The following is a 19,764-nucleotide window of genomic DNA, read 5'->3' as shown; positions in this document are numbered from 1 at the left end:
ATTCGTATCATATGACAAAAATCATAGTTTGGAGAAGGCAAATAAAATAGTTTTGGGATATCAACATAATACCAAAAACCATGAAAAAGATTTTGCTACTTACCGATTTCTCAGAAAACTCCTGGAATGCTATCGATTATGCTACAGAACTTTTTAAGGAAGAACCTTGTACATTTTACATAGTAAATGCTTACAGCAAAATTATTTATGAAGCTATTCATCTCTCCGATCATCCATCTGAGCGTAGTGTAGAAAATACAGTACAATTAGATGTTTTAACAAACCTGAAACACATAAAGAAAAGCTTGGAGTATGCAAATGTTAATAAGAACCATCATTTTGAAATCATTGCAGCTTTTGGCACTATCACAGAAGTAACATCAGAAATAGTGGTGTCCAAGAAAATAGATCTTATTGTTATGGGGACTAAGGGAACTACCGTCTCAAAAGAAGTATTTCTAGGTAGCAATGCTGTACGAATCATAAAAGCTATCAAAAATTGTCCGGTTGTAGTCATACCGTCCGGTTTTTCCTTGATAAACCATCCTTTGCGTATAGCATTTGCAACAGAATTCACACATTTTTATAGTAAGGAAGAATTAACACCTTTAATAGACCTAGCTATACATAATAGTGCGAAAATCGATATTGTACACATTCCGAAGCAAGCAGGTTCTTTATCAGAGGAACAAAAATTTAATTCAGAAATATTACAAGAATATTTTAATGCTATAGATAGTTATGTGCATACCATAAACATGGGTGATTCTATAGCTTCAACTTTACAAGGTTTTGCAGAAAAATCGAATGTAGATCTATTAGCAATGTTGAATTATAGACACAGTTTTTTAGAAAAATTAACTAGAGAACCTGTCATTAAAAATATAGCGTTTTATTTAAAAATTCCTTTTATGATACTACCAGAAATAGGAATGAGTACTTCATTCTCTAAAATAGGTAAAGACGTATCTAAAAGATATCAAAATCTGATAAAAGATACGGTATAACTGATATTGGTCATAGTTCATCTTCAAGACAGGACTTAGTTTTGAATATAATAAAAACTATTTATCATGAGAAAGGTTCTAATCCCCACAGATTTTTCAGAGAATTCTTTAAACGCATTAAAATATGCTGTTGAGGTTTTCAAATATGAACAGTGTGATTTCTTTATACTACATGCCTATGCGGACGAAGTATATGATCAGAATGCTCATATGGCTCGAGAACTTTTTAATGAAATAAAAGAGAATGTCTATCAAAACTCGGAAAAAGAGTTGACCAAAATAGAGGAGATATTACAACAGATTTCTCCGAACCCAAGACATTCTTATAAAACACTATCTAAGTTTGGTCAGTTGGTAGATGAGAGTAATGAAATTATAGAGGAAGAAAATGTAGATATTGTTGTCATGGGAACCAAAGGAAAAACGGATAACAGCAAAATAATCTTTGGAAGTAATACACTACAGGTAATTAAATACGTTAAAAGTCCTGTTTTGGTAATTCCTAACGGTTGTACATATACGCCTCCGAAGAATATCTTATTTCCATCAGATTATCAATTACCATACAAAAGAAGAGAGTTGAAGTTATTGTATACAATGGCTAGGAGTTTTAGATCTAAAATTAACTTTTTATGGGTATCTACTAATGATAAGTTGTCCATACGACAAGAAGACAATAAAGAGTTTTTAGAAACAAGTTTATCAGGTGTTGAACTAGAATCTCATAGGATCTCGTCAGAGATTTTAACTACGGCAATTAATGAATTTATCGAGTATAAAGGAATAGATTTTTTGGTGATGGTAAATTCTAGACATTCCTACATGGAGAACATATTGTATACCTCTACAATAGATACAATAGAATTAGAGATCAAAATTCCATTTTTGGTGATGCAAAATGTACCAAGAATCTAACTTCTAAAAATAACAAGGAAAAATAGACCACAAGAATTATGGGAAGGTATAATGGTTTGTCATGATTTGGTGATTTAGTAAACAATAAATGTAGAAAAGATGAAAAGGATATTATTACCAACGGATTTTTCTGATAATGCATATAATGCTATAAAATATGCAGTACAGTTTTTTAAAGACGAAACCTGTACGTTCTATTTGCTAAATACATTTACTCCTATTTCATATACAGCAGAATACCTTATAGAGAATCCTGCACCTTATGGTATAGAGGAGGTTGCGCTTGGACATTCAAAAAAAGAAATAGAAAAAGTAGCACAAAAGATTCAAATAGAATTTCCAAATGAGAAGCATCAATTTGTAAAGCTTTCTGCTTTTAATATGTTGATTGCTGAGATAAAGGATGTTATTGAAACGTATAACATTGATCTTATAATCATGGGTACAAAAGGTGCAACAGGACTTAAAGAAGTATTGATAGGGTCTCAAACTATGTATACCATGAAAAAAGTAAAATGTCCAATTATTGCTGTCCCAGATGGATTTGTTTACGAAAAACCTAAAGAAATTCTGTTTCCGACAGACTATAATCTCAATACTTCAAACCCAATTTTACTTCCGTTAATTAAGAGTATATGTGACATCCATAACTCGCGGTTACATATTTTAAATGCATATTATGGTGTTCCCTTAGTTACACAACAGCAGGATACAAAAGTATATTTAGATACTTATTTCGAAGAGAATGCTCATGTTTTTGAAATTGCAGATGGTATGGATGTTATAGAAGCTATTGAAGACTATCAGAAATATCATATTATCAACTTATTAGTGATGGTTCATAATAAGCATTCATTTTTTGAGAACCTTTTGTTTAAACCAGTGATCAATCAGATCGCATATCATCTAAACGTTCCTTTTTTAGTGATTCCATCAATAGAAAGACAATAATAAATTTACGATTAGATCTTAAAAATATAACGATATGAAACGTATATTAATTCCAACAGATTTTTCCGATAATTCATGGAATGCAATAGTGTATGCTTTTAATTTCTTTGAGAATACTCCATGCGAATTTCATATTGTAAATGCCTATGATTTAGCTGCTACACAATTGTTAACTACGATTAGTTCTCAAAAGATAGGACAGCAGTATGAACTTCTTAGATCAGCATCAAAAAAGGGATCAGATATGATTATGGAGGATATTGAAAATTCTAAAACTAGTATGCTTCACTCTTTTAAAACCATTTCTCGTTCAGGTGAATTGGTAGAAGTTTTACAAAACTTAGTGCAAGAAAATCATTATGATCTTATCTTGATGGCAACCAAAGGAGCTACTGGCGCAAAAGAGATTTTTATGGGAAGTAATACGCATAAGGTTGTTCAATACCTGGATAGTTGTCCTGTTTTAGTAATTCCTGAAGAATGTATATTTTATAAGATTTCAAATATCGCTTTTGCCACTAATTTTGAAAGAATGTATTTCAAATCTGAAATCAATCCTATAAAAGATTTAGCAAAGATTCATGATGCTACTATACAAATGATTCAGGTATATGAAGAACCAAAACTTTCAGAAATGCAAAGCTTTAATTCCAGCACGTTAGAGCATTATTTTAGTAATAGGAAGCATGATTTTCATGTAATTGAAGACTTTTCTACAGTAGAAAATGCAATACAGGCTTTTATAGAAGAACTGGAGATAGATGTATTAGCTATGATCAACTACCCTCATGGATTTATCAAGCGATTATTACGAGAACCAGTTATTAAAAAAATAACGTTTCATACTGTAATTCCATTTTTGGTTATCCCAGCTGATACCTGAGCATTGTCATAGTTTTTCGTTTCTATAGGAATTAGATTTACTCATAATTAATAAATAGTTTAACGATGAAACGAATACTAGTTCCTACCGATTTTTCGAACAATGCATATAATGCTCTTTTTTATGCTACTCGATTGCTTCAGAATCAACCTTGTCATTTTTATATACTCAATACTTTTGAGGTTAACACCCCAATATTAACTAGTCGTTTGGATACGAGTAAAGGAGATGCACTCTTTCAGAAATTGAGAAAAGAATCTGAAGAAAAGTTACTCGAAACAAAACATAGAATAACTCTTGATACCGAAGAGCTGCAACATCATTTTGAAACGATTTCTATTTCCAAAGAATTAATAGACACTATTAATAAGACTGTTAAAAGTAAAAAGATTGACTTGGTAGTTATGGGAACAAAAGGAGCTACTGGCGCTAAAGAAATCTTTATGGGAAGTAACACGGTGAAGGTGATCCAATCGATAAAATCCTGTCCTATCTTGATGATTCCAGATGCATTTGAGTTTGTAAAACCTATGGAAATTGCATTTCCTACTGATTTTAAAAGATTCTATTTAGAAGAGGAGTTGAAACCTCTTATAGATATGACCAAACTTTTTGATGCTAACATTAGGCTTTTTCATATTCACGAAGAAGAACAATTAGATGAACTTCAAGAGTATAATTTTACAGCTTTGAAAAAATACCTGAAGGACATAAATCCGACTGTACATTGGATTTCAAAATTCTCAAAAAAATCAAAATTGATCAATGATTTTATTGCAGATATGGATGTTGATATGCTGGCTATGGTGAATTATAAGCATAGTCTGATGGAAAATATCACTCATGAACCAGTAATAAAAAGTATAGGTTTCCATCCTGTAGTTCCCTTTTTAATTATTCCTGACGCAAGCTGATAATTATCATAGTTTACGATAAATAACAGAGGTACATTTACTACACTAATCTTAAAAATCAATACTGATGAAGAAGAAGATTTTATTACCAACAGATTTTTCTAAAAATGCATGGACAGCTATTTGTTATGCTATAGAATTGTATAAAAGTGATGAGTGCGAATTTTATTTGCTAAATACGTTTGATGTGTCTGGTTATGCGCTGGAAAGTATGATGGTTCCAGAACCAGGAGAGAAGCTATATGATGCAGCTAAAGAAAAATCAGAAAAAGGACTTGGAAAAACCTTGGAAAGATTAGCATTTAGAGATGAATATCCAGGACATACATTCTTTGCAATCTCGCAGATGAATAGTTTGTTAGAGGCCATTAAAGATATCGTGGATAAAAAAGATATCGAAATGATTATCATGGGAACCAAGGGAACTGGTAATCAGAGAGATGTCATATTTGGAAGCAACGCTATATCTGTTATGGAAAAGGTAAGAAACTGTCCTGTAATGATGGTTCCAGAAGAAACACTATACCGAAAACCAAGAGAAATAGTATTTCCAACGGATTATAAAACACATTTTAAGAGAAGAGAATTACAATATTTGGTAGAGATCGCTCAACGAAATAATGCAGCAATTCGTGTGCTATATATCACACAAGACGATACACTTTCTGAAGAACAAAAGAATAATCAGGATTTATTAAAAGAATATTTCGAAGAAGTCCCTTATACACTTCATACGCTGCATAATGTAGATGTAGCTGGAGGCTTGAGCTGTTTTGTAGAAAGTAGAGATAGTGATATGATCACTTTTGTAAATCATAAGCATAGCTTTTTTGGTAGTGTATTCTCTAGACCCTTAGTTAAAAACTTAGGACATCATGCTACAGTTCCTGTACTGGCACTTCACGATTTAAAAAACTAAAACCATATACAATGAAAAACATAGGCATCTGGATGGATAAAGAAAAGGCGTTTATTATTAACCCTAATAAAAACGAAAAAGAGATGATCACCATCCCATCTCAAATAGAAACATATCGCATTCATGGAGGTTCCGGAACCAGAGTAAAAGGAGGTCCACAAGATGTGGTACAAGACAGTAAATATTTGGAACGAGAGAAACATCAGTTCAAAGCTTATTTTAAAGAAATAGCTTCTCATGTAAAAGACGTTGATAAACTGGTTGTTTTTGGACCTGCAGAGGCTGGAGAAAAGTTCAAAAAAGAATTAGGATACTACTATAAAGATCTACATGACAAACTAGAAGGTGTTTTTAAAACTGATAGTATGACCGCAAATCAAACCAAAGCATTGGTAAGAGATTATTTTAATCTGTAAAAGAAGTATTGATAGTACTCTTAATATGAATCCTACTTTTTTTACGCATACTAGAAAAACGGTAATTATAAAATTTTGAAGAAATGAAAACAATACACGAAACAGAAACAAGGTTAAAAGATTTTCATTTTGAAATGTTAACATGGAAATCCTCACTTCAATTTATTGAAGGTGAAGTACAATTCATTAATCAACTCCTTAATTCCTATGTTTTTGAACCCAATACACCAAACCTTTTTGAAAGACTTCAGGAATTTAAAACACAAATAAAAACTGTACAGACAGAATTAGAGAATATTTATTTAGAGATAAGCAAGCAAGAAAGTGAATTAGGTGGAATGATGGAGTGCGATACCATGTCTTGCGATATTTTTTATAGTGATAAACATTTTTCATTAAAGGAGAAATTTGATCTGTTTTATAAAAACTATCAATTTTTCAAAACAAAGGTGTTTAGCTATGCTGGAGGAGTGCTTAAAAAGAAGAAGAAATAAATCTTAAAGCTGAGAAATATCATTTTTTTCCTCATTCAACTGATTTAATTTTATTACAGATAATAACTATAAAACCTAAATATTATGTCACTAATTAAATTTAAAAGAAACAGACTTCCTTGGATTAATGATAGTATTGGTAATTGGTTAGATACAGATAGTTTTTCTCTGATGATTTTTTCATCAGAGATAAGGATTTACCAGCCATGAATATTAAGGAAAATAAAGATGATTTTGAAGTAGAACTGGCAGTTCCAGGTTTTTCTAAAGAGGATATAGCTGTAACTATAGAAAATGATATGCTTCATATCTCTGCAGAAAATAGTAATAATGCTGTTCAGGAAGAAGAAAACTATACCCGAAAAGAATTTAGTTATAATTCTTTTCAAAGAAGACTACAGTTACCCAATAGTATTGACCAAAATAAGAAGGTCAAAGCGGCATACAAAGATGGTGTGTTAACCTTGAATTTACTCAAAAAAGAAGATTCCAAGGAACCGCCAAAAAGAGTAATAGAAATTGCTTAGAAAAAGAGGTAGGCAGAAAATGATGTGGGGTTAATTTTCTGCCTTTTCTATTTTAAAACTATCATCAATAAGAGCAGAAATATGAAAACCGATGAGCAACATATAAAATATGCTGAGTGGAAAAGCGCTGATGAATTACATGAAATTACCGTAGGCTGGATTTCTGAATTAAAATTTAGTAAAGATGAACAGTTATTTCTTCAAAATCTTATCAGGAACTATCCGATAACGCCAATTTCAGAAATTGAAGTAAAAGAAAGCAAAGAAACTGCGGATCGTCTTGCTAAATTATATGAACAAATAGATCCTCTGCTTAAGAAAATTACGAATCACAACAATGAACTTCTTGTATTAGTAGACAGTGAAGATCAATTGGAGGAGGAAAAGGAGTATAAGCAAACACATCGATTATTATCGGAAGAAGTAAATAGCTATTTAGAAACATATAAAGCTCACAAGAGAATAATTTTCGAACTAATTAAAAGCTTTATCAAAAAGGAAAAAGTAAAACGAATATCAAAATAATAGCATTGAAATTATTCAAGAACATATCAATAGTCATAGTTCTTTTGTTTATAGGATTTTGGATTTGGTATGAGTATACATATTCCATGGATACCGTAATACCATTTCAGGTAAATGATCCAAATCTAGAAACAAAAGTGCTTATCGCCTCTCAGGGAAGCAGGTTTAAAGATTCATTGGTACAAAGAGTATTAAAACATTATAAAGAGGATGCTATTTATTTTAAAGTAATTGATGTGTATACACTGTTTACAGTACCAATAGATAAATGGGATGCAATTGTGATTATCAATTCTTGGGAATACGGAAGCCCGCCATCTAATGTAAAGAGATATATCAAAAATCATCCTGAAGATCTTGATAGATTGATTATTCTTTCTACCGTTGGAAGCAGTCATATCACATTACAAGATGTAGATGTAATATCTGGCGAATCCATTGTTGAAAAACTGCCAGAATATACAAATGAGATAGTCCATAGACTAGATAAAATATTATCAAATACAAAAACTAACCATAATGAATAAAGTGTTTATATATAACTTACTGATCATAGGATTGCTTTGGAGTTGTTCTTCGAGTGAATTAGTAGAAAATTGGAAACATCCAGATATCGAAGTATTTGAATCTGAAAAGGTACTGGTGGTCGGAATTACTGCAGATAGTAAGAATCGAAAAAGTTTTGAAGAAAGGCTCTCTAAAACGTTACAAAAAAATGGAGTAAATGCTATTACTAGTCTCGACCTTTTTGAACAATTCTATGACGATTCGCCAAAAACTGAAGAAGAATTATATGAACTTGAGAAAGAATTGATTCAAGAAGGTTTTGATGCTATATTGCTCTCCAAAGTTCTTGGTGTAGAAGACAAGGTTACGGTAGTTTCTTCCATGAGAAACCTTGATCGCACTTTTAATAATTTTAGAGAAGATTATTACCAGAATCAGGAAATTTATCATGATCAGGATTATTATGAAGAGTATCAAATATTTCATGCTCAGTCCACACTGTATTGTATCTGTCCCGAAAAAGAAAAGGAAGTGATCTGGCAAGGATCTATCGACGTTACCATGCCTGATAATATAAAAAAGGCTATAAAAGATTATGTGAATATGTTAGTCTGGGCATTAAAAGAACAAAAACTATTAATTGTAAAGCATGAACTCTATTATGAAGGTGTTGATATATAGTGCAAAGGATTTTGAAATACCATTTTTGGAGCAGTCTAATAAAGATCAATTTCATATCAAATATAGTAAGGAACGTCTTACCGAAGATACAGCAGTTTTAGCTCTTGGATTTGACGTGGTTTCTATTTTTTCGGCTGATGATTGTTCCTCTTCGGTTTTAGAAAGGCTTAGAGATTTTGGGATACGTTATATTACTTTGCGTTCTTCTGGATATGATAATATAAATCTAAAAACAGCTAGCAGGTTGGGAATTCGAGTGGCCAATGCTGCGGGATATTCGCCACACGCTATTGCAGAACATGCCATTACATTATTATTATCACTAAATCGTAAAATAATAATGGCAAATCAACAGGTTCATAATTATAATTTTTTGCTGGATGATCTTATTGGTTTTGATCTTAATCAAAAAACTGTTGGGATAATTGGTACCGGAAGAATAGGGAAGGTAATTGCCAAAATCATGAATGGTTTTGGGTGCCAAATTATCGCTAATGATTTGATAGAAGATCCTGATTTAGTAGAAAATGATAAAGTAACATATTACAAATTAGAGGAACTATTACAACAATCAGATATCCTATTTTTAAGTACGCCTTTGACTTCAGAGACACATCACTTAATTCGTACAGAGACTATTGAGTATATGAAACGAAACCTAATTCTTATTAATGTAGCCAGAGGAGGTATCGTAAGAACTGAGGATATCATTAAAGCTTTGGAATTAAAAAAGATTGCAGCGTATGGCTCGGATGTTTACGAGTATGAAAATAGAGTTTTTTTCTATGATAGATCTCAAAATCATCCAAATGATCCACTTTTACAGGAACTAATAGATTTACCCAATTCTTTGATTACACCGCATCAGGCATTTGCGACTAAAGAAGCATTACATAATATTGCGAAAACTACTTTTGATAATATACAGAGTTGGCAAAATGGAGGAATACCGCAGAATGAGCTAACACCCGTATTAAAGGATATCGATGGTTAGGGTTTGACTAAAGAACTGGACTGAAAATTTTAGCGATGCCTTCTTTTATTTTGTGTGACCAGGGTCTTGTTACGAAAGTATCATACGCTAAAAGAGTACTCTTATGACAATCCTCTAAAAAATCTTCTCTAAGTTGAATTGCAAAATAATTATCATAAATTACAGCATTCACTTCATAATTTTGTTCGAAGCTCCTTATGTCTAAATTGGTAGTGCCTACTGATGATATTGTATCGTCCGAAACAATCGTTTTACTATGTAAAAAACCATCTTCAAAAAGATAAATCTTTACACCAGCTTGTAACAAATTTTCAAAATAAGAACGAACACACCACTTTACAATTAGGTTATCCGATTTTTGAGATAATAGTAGTCTTACATCCACTCCGCTCAATGCAGCAACCTTCAAAGCATCTAAAATCGATTCTCCCGGAATGATATAAGGATTAGCAATATATACGTAATCTTTTGCCTCATTAATGATAGAAAAATACATCTGTTTTGTAGCTGGAAAATTATCATCTGGACCACTATGAACTATCTGTACAGTAGAGTTTCCGTTAACAAGGTTTTTAGAAAAATAGGATGTGTTTAATATAGATTCGTCATTACTGACCAAATACCAATCAAGAGCAAATATTGCTTTTAAGTTATTTACAGAAGGACCTTTTAGTTGTAAATGTGTATCATACCAAATTCCTAAATTGGGATCTCCTTTTATATATTTATCCGCAGTATTAATTCCTCCTGTAAATCCTATTTCTCCATCGATCACTATGATTTTTCTGTGATTTCTATAATTGATAGAAGAAAGAAATTTGCCAAATTGGATCGGTAAGAATTTATGAATTTTTACTCCAATATTCTGTAATTTTTTGATGTATGCTTTACTCAGAGACAAGCTACCTATTCCATCATAAAGGATATAAATATCTACTCCATCATTAATTTTAGTATTGAATAGATTAAAAAGCTCTGTAGTAAGTCCTCCTTCTTCAAAAATATAATATTCGAGATAGATAAATTTGTTGGCATTCTTTATAGCTTCAAAAATGGCTTCAAACGTAGTTCTTCCATTTTTGAGTAGTTTTACTTCATTTCCTGTACTAGGTCTAAAAAGTGAGTTCTGAGTAATCATCGAAATTATTTTATGATGCTCATTAAATTCTTTTGCCGAAATAGGAGCGCATTCTGCTACGGCTCTTTCCATGAAAGCTGCAACCCTAGGTGTTTTTTTTAATCGAAAGAGTTTATTTTTTCTTCGATTTCTGCCCAACATAAAATACAGAAATATACCACCTATTGGAATTGTGAAAATAGCAAAAAGCCATCCTAATATTTTGGTAGGTCTCATACCATTAAGCAATAATCTAATGGTAATTATTGCACTAATGATTATGTATATAATAATACCTATTGTATAAATCACAAATTAAAGATAAACTTAATAATGCATTATCAATAAAGGAATTTGAGTTCCGTAACTAATTTTAGAAGTTTCAGATCCTTTAAAAAAGCGCTCTAAAAATGTTTCTCTTTTTACGAATATTGCAGTAAGATCTACTTCCATCACCTGCACAAAACTATGAATCGCTAAAGCAAATGGTATATTACTAATAGTATGAAAAGTATGGTTGTAGTCTTTAAAAAATGATTCTAGATTCTTTTTATCATCAAATTCTGCTACGGTTACCAATTCATCTTCTTTGGTTTTTAAAATTCTTAGAGAAGCATTGTGTTTTGATAAAATATCGGTGAGAGGATCAATTCCTTCTGTTGTAAAATGATCATCTATATTCAAAGCATATAACACTGTCTTTGGAACTCTGAATTTGATATTATTTGGTATTGCCAAAACTGGACAATCAATTTTACGGATAACTTTTAGTGTATTGCTTCCAAAAACTACCTCAGCAGCTCCAGTAGCTCCGTTTGTACCCATAACAATTAAATCAATTTCCTTAGTCACGACAGCTTGCCTAATGGCATCCGTGAAAATATCATAATCAGTTATTTTCTCAAAAGCATAGTTTTCATTAGAATATTTAATTTCTAGATCGTCGACAAGCTGATTTAATTTTGTTTTTGATTCATTAGTTATCGAATGATAAAGAGAAGTGTTTGTCGGAGCGCTCATCAAATCATCGGTGGTATAATGAGATGCTTTTTGTACATGTAAAATATAAAAAGTACATAGTTCTTTTTTAAAAAAATCCATAGCATAGTCAATAGCATTTAAAGAATTTTTTGAAAAATCTGTGGGTAAAAGAATATTCTTCATGATGTTTGAATTATACCATAAAATTACTTTTTAAACCTCAGATCAAATATGATCTTTATCATATAAAACAGGATTACTAGAGGGTAGATCACATTACTATATTTTGATGTATTAATACAGATTTGATTTTGGATATCCTCTTTGGATAATTTGGTTTTAAGATATTAATGTTTGAACAAGAATTATTCATAAAGTCTTCCTCTACATTTAGACCAAAACTTAGGGTTACATTCATCAAAAAATAAAAATTTTTAAATGTTGTGGGTAACATTTTAATCTAGTTGAACTCCTTCTATCAAATGGACATTTATTATCTGGTCTGATCAACCTAAATAATTTTTGCAAAGCAAAACGCGTAAGCCGAAAAGCGAAAGAGTAAGCATTTCTTTTAAAACTTAATACAATGAAGCTTAAAAATATTTTATCGCTATTTTTTATGATAGCAAGCATATATCTGGGGATAAGTCAAAACTTGGTATTAAACGGAGATTTCTCGCAATACGATGTTAACTGTAATGATTTTAGTTTTGGTTTTACTGGATCAGCAAATACCAATTGTGTAGATGATTGGAACTCCTATTCCGGAAGTCCTTCCCTACATGGAGTATCATCAAATCCACATGCTTGGATGTGGTCAGGAGGGACGAATGATCATTATGAAAGTATCCAAACTCCAGTAGCATTTGAACAAGGGAAGTGTTACACTGTTTCTTTTAAAGTAAAAACGAACGATAGAGGCAATCAGGATATCAGTGATCACGGTACCGTAAACTTAAGAGCTGTAAATTTTCAAAATGGAAGTATTGATACAGAACAAACGATATTTTCTAATACTATCGGAACCTATTTAGGGAATAACTGGCATACCGTAACAACTACGTTTACACCTAATGCTAATTATTCTAGATTATTAATAAATCCATTATACACAGGAGGTGTAAAACAGGCTGAGATGGCGATTGATGATATTGTGATTCAGGAAAGTCAAAACCTTAGTGTGGATTTTCATTTTGAAGATACAGCTGGTACTCATAAGAATACTTTTTGCGAGGGAGAGACTATTCTACTGAATGGAAGCGCTTCTAAAGGCGAGATTCATTATTTTATTGATGCCTGGAGAAGACCTAGCGGTAGTTTAGGAAGTTTTCAGTATGTATCTGGATTAGGATGGACAGCAGGACAATTACAAACGGTGAATTTAACCAATCTATTTGCTGGTAATAATGTGAATTTTGAAGCAGGATATGAATATGAAATCAAAGTAGCGTTAGGGAATGATTGTATAGGGTGGCTGCCTTTAACTAAGAGATTTACTGTATTACCTAATGCAGCCTTAGATCCTAATTTTACAATGAATGCTAGTTGCGCAGGTAATGGAACTATTACGATTCAGGCAACGGCTGCAACAACCAATGCTAATCAATGGTGGGGATTATTCGAAACAGCTACCTCAACTACTACAGGAGGTACACAAGTAGGACCAATTCAGGGAGGAACATCGGTTACTTTTAGTGGACTAAGCAGAACCAAAAATTATTACATAAAGCATGGTGTTTGGAAAGATTCTGATAAGAATTGCTATCCATGGCAAGAAGCCAGAAAAATTGTACCCAATTCTGTTAGTTGGGTAGGATATACTACAGATTTTACACTGAGCCTTAGTGCTAATGGAGGTTTGGTAAATGTAAATTTACAGGCGGATCCAAATCCCGTATCTGTTTATCATGGATGGCAAGTGTATGATGTAAATCATAATGTAATCAGTGGTTTTTGCTGTAACTCTGATATCGCTTCTTTTTCTGGACTTTCTATAAACACTTGGTATTATATAAAACATGGAATTTGGAATGATTGTAAAGAATGGCAGGAGACCAGAAGATATTTTAGAGTTCAGATACAGGAAAGTGAGAATAATATCGGAGGTTTTGTGTTAGAAACCAAAGAGTATCCTTTTGAACCAGATAGTGCCTACACAAAAGAGATCAATGAATTGATTAACTCTGGTGCAATCTTCGAACTTTTTGAAGAGTATGAGGGAAGCAGCTTTGTGGAGGATGATAAAGAAATTTCAAAAGTAGAAATGTACCCTAATCCAGTTCCAGCAGGAAGAGTACTTACCATTACCACCTCAACTACTACGGATATCCAGCATATTGAATTGGTAGCATTTACTGGGAAAAGCGTATCCGTATCCTTTAAAAAAGAAGAAGATTCTATCCTTTTAGATATAGATGCGAAAACACCTAAAGGGATGTATTTCGTAAGAATCATTAAAGGTTCTGGAGAAGTAATCACAAAACAATTAGCAATACAGTAATATTTATAATCAATTTAATATATAGAATAGATGAAGCATATTTTAAGAATGGCAATGTGTAGTTTACTATTTGTTGCCTGTACACAAGATGATATTACCATAGAAAATGAAGTTACGAATACAAATACGGAACAAAAAATAAATGAATCCATGCTCGTTTTTGAGTCGCAAGATCAACTCAAGGAATTTATAGCATACAGACTAGAATCAAAAACGGATCTTTTGGAGGAAGCACGAACTGATTTTGAAGAAAAAGAAAGGTTGTCATTACTAGTAGTATACAATAGTTTAGAAAAAGAAGAAGCCGAACAACTTAAACTTAATAGAGAGGAGATTGCAAAAGTGGATTCACCTGATAGCATGTTATTATATCTACTAAATGCAAATGGAGAGATACAGATAGAAGACAAGATTTTTAGAATAGATGGTGATTTTGTTTACACATACACACCTGGTTATGGTAAAAAGATAGATGAGTTTAAAGAAGCTTATATGAGAGGAGATATTAGGATAGAAGATGGGAAAACAATTTCTTATGGTGAAAATCTAACAGTGTATAAACATATGAATAGAAAGCAACAAGAAATAGCTGCGAAGTCTACTACAGAAGAAATTCATGAGTTTAATGGAAGAAGAGCAAGAATGATAGCTAGGCAATGGAATGGTCATTGGGCTTTCTATAGCTCCATTGGTTCTGTTACGAAGACTCAAGAATGGTCTCAGGTTTTATGGTGGAGTCAATGGAAAGATGTTAAAACAGATAATAGATTAGAGTTCACTGCATCGTGGTATGCAAAAGACTTTTTTGAAGTATCGCCTCGTATCAAATCAAAATCAAGTCATAACTATTGTAATTGTTATGAGGCAATAGATGTGTATGATTGGAGTGCTGGTTTAATTGCGGCAGAATTTACACCTAGATCTGGAGTGACAAAACATTGGTCGCATTGGTATCAAGCTACTCCAAATACCGTTGGGACCTGGATATACTACTAATTTTATTTTGGATAAATTAGTAGTAATTAAAAAGGAAGGCTATCTGTGTTTAATTCCATTTAGCCTTTCTGCTTTTTTAAAATAATAAAAACATATAACAGCTAGTATTAAAAGAACTAACAGTAAGAATCCATACAACTGAAAAGAGTAAGTTCTGTTAAAATCAATGACGTTGTTATTACCGATAAGTATCAAAGAACCCCAATAAAAAGGTGACAATTCACTTCCGTCATGAGAATTGATGTATTGTAATTTGGCGTTTCTTAAGGCAGAAGATTTAGAAAGTCCTTGATCAATGTTTTTATAAAAATTAATCATAAGTTCTTGATTAGCTTTATCATTTACAGACCATAATGAAGATACAACACTATTAGTTCCCGAATGAAAAAAACCTCTGGCTAAACTCATAACGCCTTCTCCTTTATTAAGCTCTCCCAAAGAAGTTTTACAAGCACTTAACACTACCATTTCCGATTGGTTCTTGGTAGCATAAATTTCTGGCAATGTAATTTTTTGATTCCTAAAGGCAATCCATGGACTTGTATGATGATCAATATCAGCATGTGTTGATAAATGTATGATACGATATTGGTGTATACTATCCAGTACATTGGTTTTTGTGCCTTGTTCCTCTAACAATACGTCACCAGATAATATGTCTGTGATTGTGGTTACTTCCTTTTTACTATGAACCAAAGACCCCAAGTTTTCTATCTTAAAATCTACTGGTGCTACTCCCAAGAAATCTAACGGAGCATTTCTTTCTTTTTGACCATTTTGGTCCAGATAACTCATAGAGTATGCATATCGTATCTCAACATCTTTAATTAAATAACTATGATCCTTATCAGAAGTAATAAGCGTTTCAAAAGAGAGTTGTTGTAACGCGTAATCCGGTATAATAGTAATATTTTTTCCTTTTATAGAAGAGTAAACAGGTGCAGGGATAAGTTGTTGAAAAATCTGATAGGCTGTTTTGTGATATGCTTTTAATTCCTCTTCATCCCTAAACCAGTTTGTAATTTGTCTGTTTAAAAGACCAATATCTTGTATTAATTCGTTTACACTTGGGATTTTAAAAAATAACTGTTGATCTCTGCTATGAAAAATTCCATACCCTTCATCTTCACTTAAAATATATTGTAGTACAACTTCCTGATCAGAAATGAATTGAGATGTAAACCTATTATATGGTAGTACTTTTATTTTCTGTTTGTTAATAGCATAATCAGGATACAGGAGATGAAGGGAATCTACAAATACTTCATAATTCTTTTTATGGTTATAAATTTCTTTTTTAGTCTTTTTCAGAGCATCTTCGGATGTATCGGTAAGAGTATTCAATCTATTTTCGGATAAATAGATGTTTTGTTTTAATAAAAACTCTCTATTGGCTAAGTCTTCAGGTAGTTTGGTGTTTTCTTTAGCTTGTTCGTTCGTAATATCTTCGAGCAGTAAGATTGCTTTATTTTTTTCCATAAAATAATAGGCGTCTTCATAATTATTGAGTAGAAAAGAAGCTGCTACAGCATTCAGATATAAAGCCGAAGCGCGTTCTCTCCAATATAATTTTGATTTGTACTCCGAACTTTCAAAACGAATAATATCTACCAATTGATCAGCTATTTTAAAAGTTTGAATAGCTTGGTATAAGTGATCTTCATTTTGATCGTGGTGATAAAATTGAATCCAACCATTGGCCTTTTGGATAAGATGACTTAAAGTATAGTACTTGTTAGATAATTTTGCTAAATCTTCGATTTCAATGCTATGCTTATAATTATATGTGTTGTTAGGATCAATATTATATTGAATTGCTTTTTGATAAGATTCTAAAGCTTTTTTAAACTCTTTTCTGGCGATGTGCAGATCTCCCATATTTTCCATCGCAGGAGTATAGTTAGATTTATATTGATTAGATAGTTTTAAGTGAAATTTGGAGCTGTCTAATTGTTTTAGTTTTAGAAATGCCAGTCCCAAACTATTATGTGTGGACGCTCTATTTATGGAGTCAGATAGGGTTAAATGATCCAAAGTTTGATAGAAATGAAGGGTTGCTTTATCATATTCTCTAATTTTTAAAAACAAATTTCCTTGGAGAAGGTTTTTCCTCATCTGGTAATTTTGCCGTCTGTTTTTCGGAAGCCCAATATTTTTCAATAGAAGATCAATCTCATGGATATCTCGTAAAATTTCTTTTGATTTTACTTTATAACCAATTTTAGAATTAATATCAGCTCTGGTTAAATACCCTTGAATTAATGCGTTTGTATTATTGTTATCTTTTTTAAGCAGTTGAATCATATGATCAATATGATCCAGTGCTTTATGAAAATCTCCTAGTTTCGGATATATATTTGCAAGCGCTCTAAACGAAGCTATCGTTTTTGTACTCACAGAAGGGATTGCTATTATTTCTTGGTAGTGTTCAATAGCAGAAGCAAAATCGTTATTCTTGCCATGAAAAAAACCCAAATTGTATAAAGTTTTTTTGAGTGATTTAGGGTTTAGGGTTTCAATCTTCCTTTTAAGATCGGCTGCTTTATTGGTATATATGATGGCACTTTTAATACCTTCTTTATTTTTTTGTTTTCGGTAAAACCAGGTGCCATAGGCATGATAACATTCTGCTAAATCTTCTTTTGATAAGCTTTCTTTGTTTTTTTGTAGAAAAGAATTTACATGCTTTTGAGTACTGTCAATAGCTATGTCTTGAGATAAAATGTCTTTGAATTTTGTAAACGATTGAGAGTAGATTCCAATGGATGCACAAAAATAAATGCACATAAAAATAAACGATCGGTATTTCATAAAATAAATATATGGATTACCGATCGTTTATTCCCGCAAAATATAAAAGTGTTATCTAATCACTATACATTGCTTATAAGAATTTAGCTATACTACATGTCAGCAGGTTGAGTTATTTTTTTATATGCTTTATTTTAATTGTGAACAGGTCCCGAGTTTTGCGAATTGATTAAGTTTCTTATGATTACTCTTCCTCCACCAATGACCCCATTAAGACTATACTGTTTAAAACCAGAGTCTAGAGTATTTCTTTTAAGAAGAAACGGATTTCCATGGAGATCACTTTGCAATTTTGCTGCTCTAGCAGTAACTTCCGCATTTGCGAAAGAGGTTCCTCTAACATCAACAGGGATGACTTCGCTAGGATTAGATGCATTTATTAATTTGAAACGATGTTCATCAAAAATAGCAAGTGCATCGATGGTAGAAACTCCATAATTAGAATTAGGTGCTTTTAATAAGCCACTTACATAAGGATTTCCATGTATAGGATACGTAAAATATTCTCCTTTGGTATATCCACCTACGGTTAAGATATTGGGGCTGTCATACCCGGATGGAAAATGTTCATTCCCAGGAATATCAGTATCAATTCCAAGATTACCTGCTGAAGAAATTAAAAGTAATCGATCACTAGCATCTTCAACAATGTCTTTAAAAATATCTTGATTGCTTAGTTTGTAAAACCCAAAACTCGTATTTACAATAAAAGGCTTGTTTTTAGCAGCAACATGATTCAGTCCACAAACATTTGCCCAATAGGATCCTCTCCCATTGTTGTCAAAGGTTTTTATAGCCATAATTGTGTAAGGTACTTGATAATGATCTAGTTGATCTGTAATGATTTTCGTAACGATAGTTCCATGACCATTATCATCTCTCGGATCGTTATCGCCGTTTACAAAATCCCATCCAGATATTTCATCTGTACAAGAACTGGAATCACTACTGTTATATAAGAATGGTTCTGGGAAAAAATCATAATCGATTCCTGTATCGATAATAGCAATGTTTATAGCATCTTCTGTAGTATTATGAACCACTTTTTCTTCAATTTTAGCATAATGACTTCCAAAAACTGGATCATTTTTTATTTGAAAGAAAAAGTTCAAATCTATTTCTACATCACCTTCGTCATCATTATGTTCCGCATTGGTTACTAAATTCTCAATCTTTAGGAAATCAGAATTACTCAGGTTTATCGTCCATAGTTCAATAGCATCATTGTCACAGTCACAAGTTTCTTTATGTTCGATATCAATTTTATATTTATTCTTGAAATTATTCCGGATGTTAAACTTTTCTTCTTCGGTAAGATTGTCCTGTTTGAATTTAACAACCAGTTGATTTGGTATAATTTCGGGATGCATACTTTCTACCCGAGAGTTCTTTGTAAATAACTCATTACTGTCCTTTAAAGGCTCTTCCATTCCATCCTCATCAACAGAACATCCCCATATTCCTAGTAATGAAAAACAGATTAATTTTAAGGTTACAATACTTTTTTTCATGATAATTGATTAGTTTTTTAGGTGAGCAGTACTAATAAAAATACCTGTAGCACTGCACTTTTGAATTGGTATTCATACATCCGATTCAAAAATCGTTGAAATGTTACCCAAAAAA

Annotated in this window: 20 protein-coding genes; 16 read left to right on the top strand and 4 right to left on the bottom strand. The window is 32.0% G+C overall.

The genetic code is table 11. From position 1 onward, the window contains the following. Positions 1–80: 80 nt before the first annotated feature. The 14 genes from ABD077_RS21990 to ABD077_RS21925 all read left to right on the top strand — a co-directional run bounded on the left by ABD077_RS21990 (position 81) and on the right by ABD077_RS21925 (position 9,733). Entirely contained in the window at positions 81–1,007 is a 927-nt protein-coding gene (locus tag ABD077_RS21990; RefSeq protein ID WP_343914361.1) for a universal stress protein, read from the top strand. Between the two features lie 66 nt (positions 1,008–1,073). Beyond that, the gene (locus ABD077_RS21985) at positions 1,074–1,922 is read left to right on the top strand and encodes a universal stress protein (protein WP_343914360.1); all 849 of its coding nucleotides are present in this window, start codon (positions 1,074–1,076) and stop codon (positions 1,920–1,922) included. Between the two features lie 99 nt (positions 1,923–2,021). Continuing rightward, complete coding sequence (locus tag ABD077_RS21980; RefSeq protein WP_343914359.1) at positions 2,022–2,873, top strand: universal stress protein; 852 nt, start codon at positions 2,022–2,024, stop codon at positions 2,871–2,873. Positions 2,874–2,907: 34 nt separating this feature from the next. Next, on the top strand, positions 2,908–3,756 hold the full coding sequence (locus ABD077_RS21975) for a universal stress protein (RefSeq protein ID WP_343914358.1): 849 nt from the start codon (positions 2,908–2,910) through the stop codon (positions 3,754–3,756). Positions 3,757–3,821: 65 nt separating this feature from the next. Further along, complete coding sequence (locus tag ABD077_RS21970) at positions 3,822–4,670, top strand: universal stress protein (protein ID WP_343914357.1); 849 nt, start codon at positions 3,822–3,824, stop codon at positions 4,668–4,670. Positions 4,671–4,737: 67 nt separating this feature from the next. Further along, positions 4,738–5,589, top strand: coding sequence for a universal stress protein (locus tag ABD077_RS21965; protein ID WP_343914356.1), 852 nt, complete (start codon positions 4,738–4,740; stop codon positions 5,587–5,589). 11 nt (positions 5,590–5,600) lie between these two features. Continuing rightward, the gene (locus tag ABD077_RS21960) at positions 5,601–6,005 is read left to right on the top strand and encodes a hypothetical protein (protein WP_299605974.1); all 405 of its coding nucleotides are present in this window, start codon (positions 5,601–5,603) and stop codon (positions 6,003–6,005) included. A gap of 83 nt (positions 6,006–6,088) precedes the next feature. Continuing rightward, the gene (locus tag ABD077_RS21955; protein WP_299898409.1) at positions 6,089–6,499 is read left to right on the top strand and encodes a hypothetical protein; all 411 of its coding nucleotides are present in this window, start codon (positions 6,089–6,091) and stop codon (positions 6,497–6,499) included. A gap of 84 nt (positions 6,500–6,583) precedes the next feature. Continuing rightward, entirely contained in the window at positions 6,584–6,709 is a 126-nt protein-coding gene (locus tag ABD077_RS21950) for a hypothetical protein (protein WP_343914355.1), read from the top strand. Continuing rightward, the gene (locus tag ABD077_RS21945) at positions 6,706–7,026 is read left to right on the top strand and encodes an Hsp20/alpha crystallin family protein (RefSeq protein WP_343914354.1); all 321 of its coding nucleotides are present in this window, start codon (positions 6,706–6,708) and stop codon (positions 7,024–7,026) included. Before ABD077_RS21950 ends, ABD077_RS21945 begins: the two co-directional genes overlap by 4 nt. Positions 7,027–7,107: 81 nt before the next feature. Further along, on the top strand, positions 7,108–7,551 hold the full coding sequence (locus ABD077_RS21940) for a hypothetical protein (RefSeq protein WP_343914353.1): 444 nt from the start codon (positions 7,108–7,110) through the stop codon (positions 7,549–7,551). Between the two features lie 5 nt (positions 7,552–7,556). After that, positions 7,557–8,078 carry a hypothetical protein gene (locus tag ABD077_RS21935; RefSeq protein ID WP_343914352.1) on the top strand — a complete coding sequence of 174 codons (522 nt, stop codon included), beginning with the start codon at positions 7,557–7,559 and terminating at the stop codon, positions 8,076–8,078. Then, complete coding sequence (locus ABD077_RS21930) at positions 8,071–8,739, top strand: hypothetical protein (protein ID WP_343914351.1); 669 nt, start codon at positions 8,071–8,073, stop codon at positions 8,737–8,739. Before ABD077_RS21935 ends, ABD077_RS21930 begins: the two co-directional genes overlap by 8 nt. Continuing rightward, positions 8,708–9,733: a 2-hydroxyacid dehydrogenase gene (locus ABD077_RS21925; protein WP_343914350.1), complete on the top strand. Its 1,026-nt coding sequence runs from the start codon at positions 8,708–8,710 to the stop codon at positions 9,731–9,733. The genes ABD077_RS21930 and ABD077_RS21925 overlap by 32 nt, the downstream gene beginning before the upstream one ends. Before the next feature lie 7 nt (positions 9,734–9,740). On the opposite strand, the gene cls is transcribed toward ABD077_RS21925, so the two are convergent. Both cls and ABD077_RS21915 read right to left on the bottom strand, forming a co-directional pair. Continuing rightward, entirely contained in the window at positions 9,741–11,162 is a 1,422-nt protein-coding gene (cls, locus tag ABD077_RS21920; protein WP_343914349.1) for a cardiolipin synthase, read from the bottom strand. A gap of 15 nt (positions 11,163–11,177) precedes the next feature. After that, positions 11,178–12,014, bottom strand: a complete 837-nt coding sequence (locus ABD077_RS21915; RefSeq protein WP_343914348.1) for a universal stress protein — start codon at positions 12,012–12,014, stop codon at positions 11,178–11,180. 403 nt (positions 12,015–12,417) lie between these two features. On the opposite strand from ABD077_RS21915, the gene ABD077_RS21910 reads away from it, so the two are divergent. Continuing rightward, positions 12,418–14,331, top strand: coding sequence for a T9SS type A sorting domain-containing protein (locus ABD077_RS21910; RefSeq protein ID WP_343914347.1), 1,914 nt, complete (start codon positions 12,418–12,420; stop codon positions 14,329–14,331). A 30-nt stretch (positions 14,332–14,361) separates the two neighbouring features. After that, complete coding sequence (locus tag ABD077_RS21905) at positions 14,362–15,327, top strand: hypothetical protein (RefSeq protein WP_343914346.1); 966 nt, start codon at positions 14,362–14,364, stop codon at positions 15,325–15,327. A 39-nt stretch (positions 15,328–15,366) separates the two neighbouring features. Here the strand turns inward: ABD077_RS21905 and ABD077_RS21900 are convergent, their stop codons facing one another. Both ABD077_RS21900 and ABD077_RS21895 read right to left on the bottom strand, forming a co-directional pair. Next, positions 15,367–18,138 carry a CHAT domain-containing protein gene (locus ABD077_RS21900; RefSeq protein ID WP_343914345.1) on the bottom strand — a complete coding sequence of 924 codons (2,772 nt, stop codon included), beginning with the start codon at positions 18,136–18,138 and terminating at the stop codon, positions 15,367–15,369. A 134-nt stretch (positions 18,139–18,272) separates the two neighbouring features. After that, entirely contained in the window at positions 18,273–19,649 is a 1,377-nt protein-coding gene (locus tag ABD077_RS21895; protein WP_343914344.1) for a S8 family peptidase, read from the bottom strand. Positions 19,650–19,764 lie beyond the last annotated feature (115 nt).

Origin of the sequence: Aquimarina litoralis, from assembly GCF_039523995.1 — a bacterium.
GTDB lineage: Bacteria > Bacteroidota > Bacteroidia > Flavobacteriales > Flavobacteriaceae > Aquimarina > Aquimarina litoralis.
This window is presented reverse-complemented; position numbering and strand designations above follow the sequence as displayed.

What these genes read in the sequence shown, in the direction of transcription:
- ABD077_RS21990 (WP_343914361.1), top strand. Translation starts at nt 81, where the DNA reads ATGAAAAAGATTTTGCTACTTACCGATTTCTCAGAAAACTCCTGGAAT.
- ABD077_RS21985 (WP_343914360.1), top strand. Translation starts at nt 1,074, where the DNA reads ATGAGAAAGGTTCTAATCCCCACAGATTTTTCAGAGAATTCTTTAAAC.
- ABD077_RS21980 (WP_343914359.1), top strand. Translation starts at nt 2,022, where the DNA reads ATGAAAAGGATATTATTACCAACGGATTTTTCTGATAATGCATATAAT.
- ABD077_RS21975 (WP_343914358.1), top strand. Translation starts at nt 2,908, where the DNA reads ATGAAACGTATATTAATTCCAACAGATTTTTCCGATAATTCATGGAAT.
- ABD077_RS21970 (WP_343914357.1), top strand. Translation starts at nt 3,822, where the DNA reads ATGAAACGAATACTAGTTCCTACCGATTTTTCGAACAATGCATATAAT.
- ABD077_RS21965 (WP_343914356.1), top strand. Translation starts at nt 4,738, where the DNA reads ATGAAGAAGAAGATTTTATTACCAACAGATTTTTCTAAAAATGCATGG.
- ABD077_RS21960 (WP_299605974.1), top strand. Translation starts at nt 5,601, where the DNA reads ATGAAAAACATAGGCATCTGGATGGATAAAGAAAAGGCGTTTATTATT.
- ABD077_RS21955 (WP_299898409.1), top strand. Translation starts at nt 6,089, where the DNA reads ATGAAAACAATACACGAAACAGAAACAAGGTTAAAAGATTTTCATTTT.
- ABD077_RS21950 (WP_343914355.1), top strand. Translation starts at nt 6,584, where the DNA reads ATGTCACTAATTAAATTTAAAAGAAACAGACTTCCTTGGATTAATGAT.
- ABD077_RS21945 (WP_343914354.1), top strand. Translation starts at nt 6,706, where the DNA reads ATGAATATTAAGGAAAATAAAGATGATTTTGAAGTAGAACTGGCAGTT.
- ABD077_RS21940 (WP_343914353.1), top strand. Translation starts at nt 7,108, where the DNA reads ATGAAAACCGATGAGCAACATATAAAATATGCTGAGTGGAAAAGCGCT.
- ABD077_RS21930 (WP_343914351.1), top strand. Translation starts at nt 8,071, where the DNA reads ATGAATAAAGTGTTTATATATAACTTACTGATCATAGGATTGCTTTGG.
- ABD077_RS21925 (WP_343914350.1), top strand. Translation starts at nt 8,708, where the DNA reads ATGAACTCTATTATGAAGGTGTTGATATATAGTGCAAAGGATTTTGAA.
- ABD077_RS21915 (WP_343914348.1), bottom strand. Translation starts at nt 12,014, where the DNA reads ATGAAGAATATTCTTTTACCCACAGATTTTTCAAAAAATTCTTTAAAT.
- ABD077_RS21910 (WP_343914347.1), top strand. Translation starts at nt 12,418, where the DNA reads ATGAAGCTTAAAAATATTTTATCGCTATTTTTTATGATAGCAAGCATA.
- ABD077_RS21905 (WP_343914346.1), top strand. Translation starts at nt 14,362, where the DNA reads ATGAAGCATATTTTAAGAATGGCAATGTGTAGTTTACTATTTGTTGCC.
- ABD077_RS21900 (WP_343914345.1), bottom strand. Translation starts at nt 18,138, where the DNA reads ATGAAATACCGATCGTTTATTTTTATGTGCATTTATTTTTGTGCATCC.
- ABD077_RS21895 (WP_343914344.1), bottom strand. Translation starts at nt 19,649, where the DNA reads ATGAAAAAAAGTATTGTAACCTTAAAATTAATCTGTTTTTCATTACTA.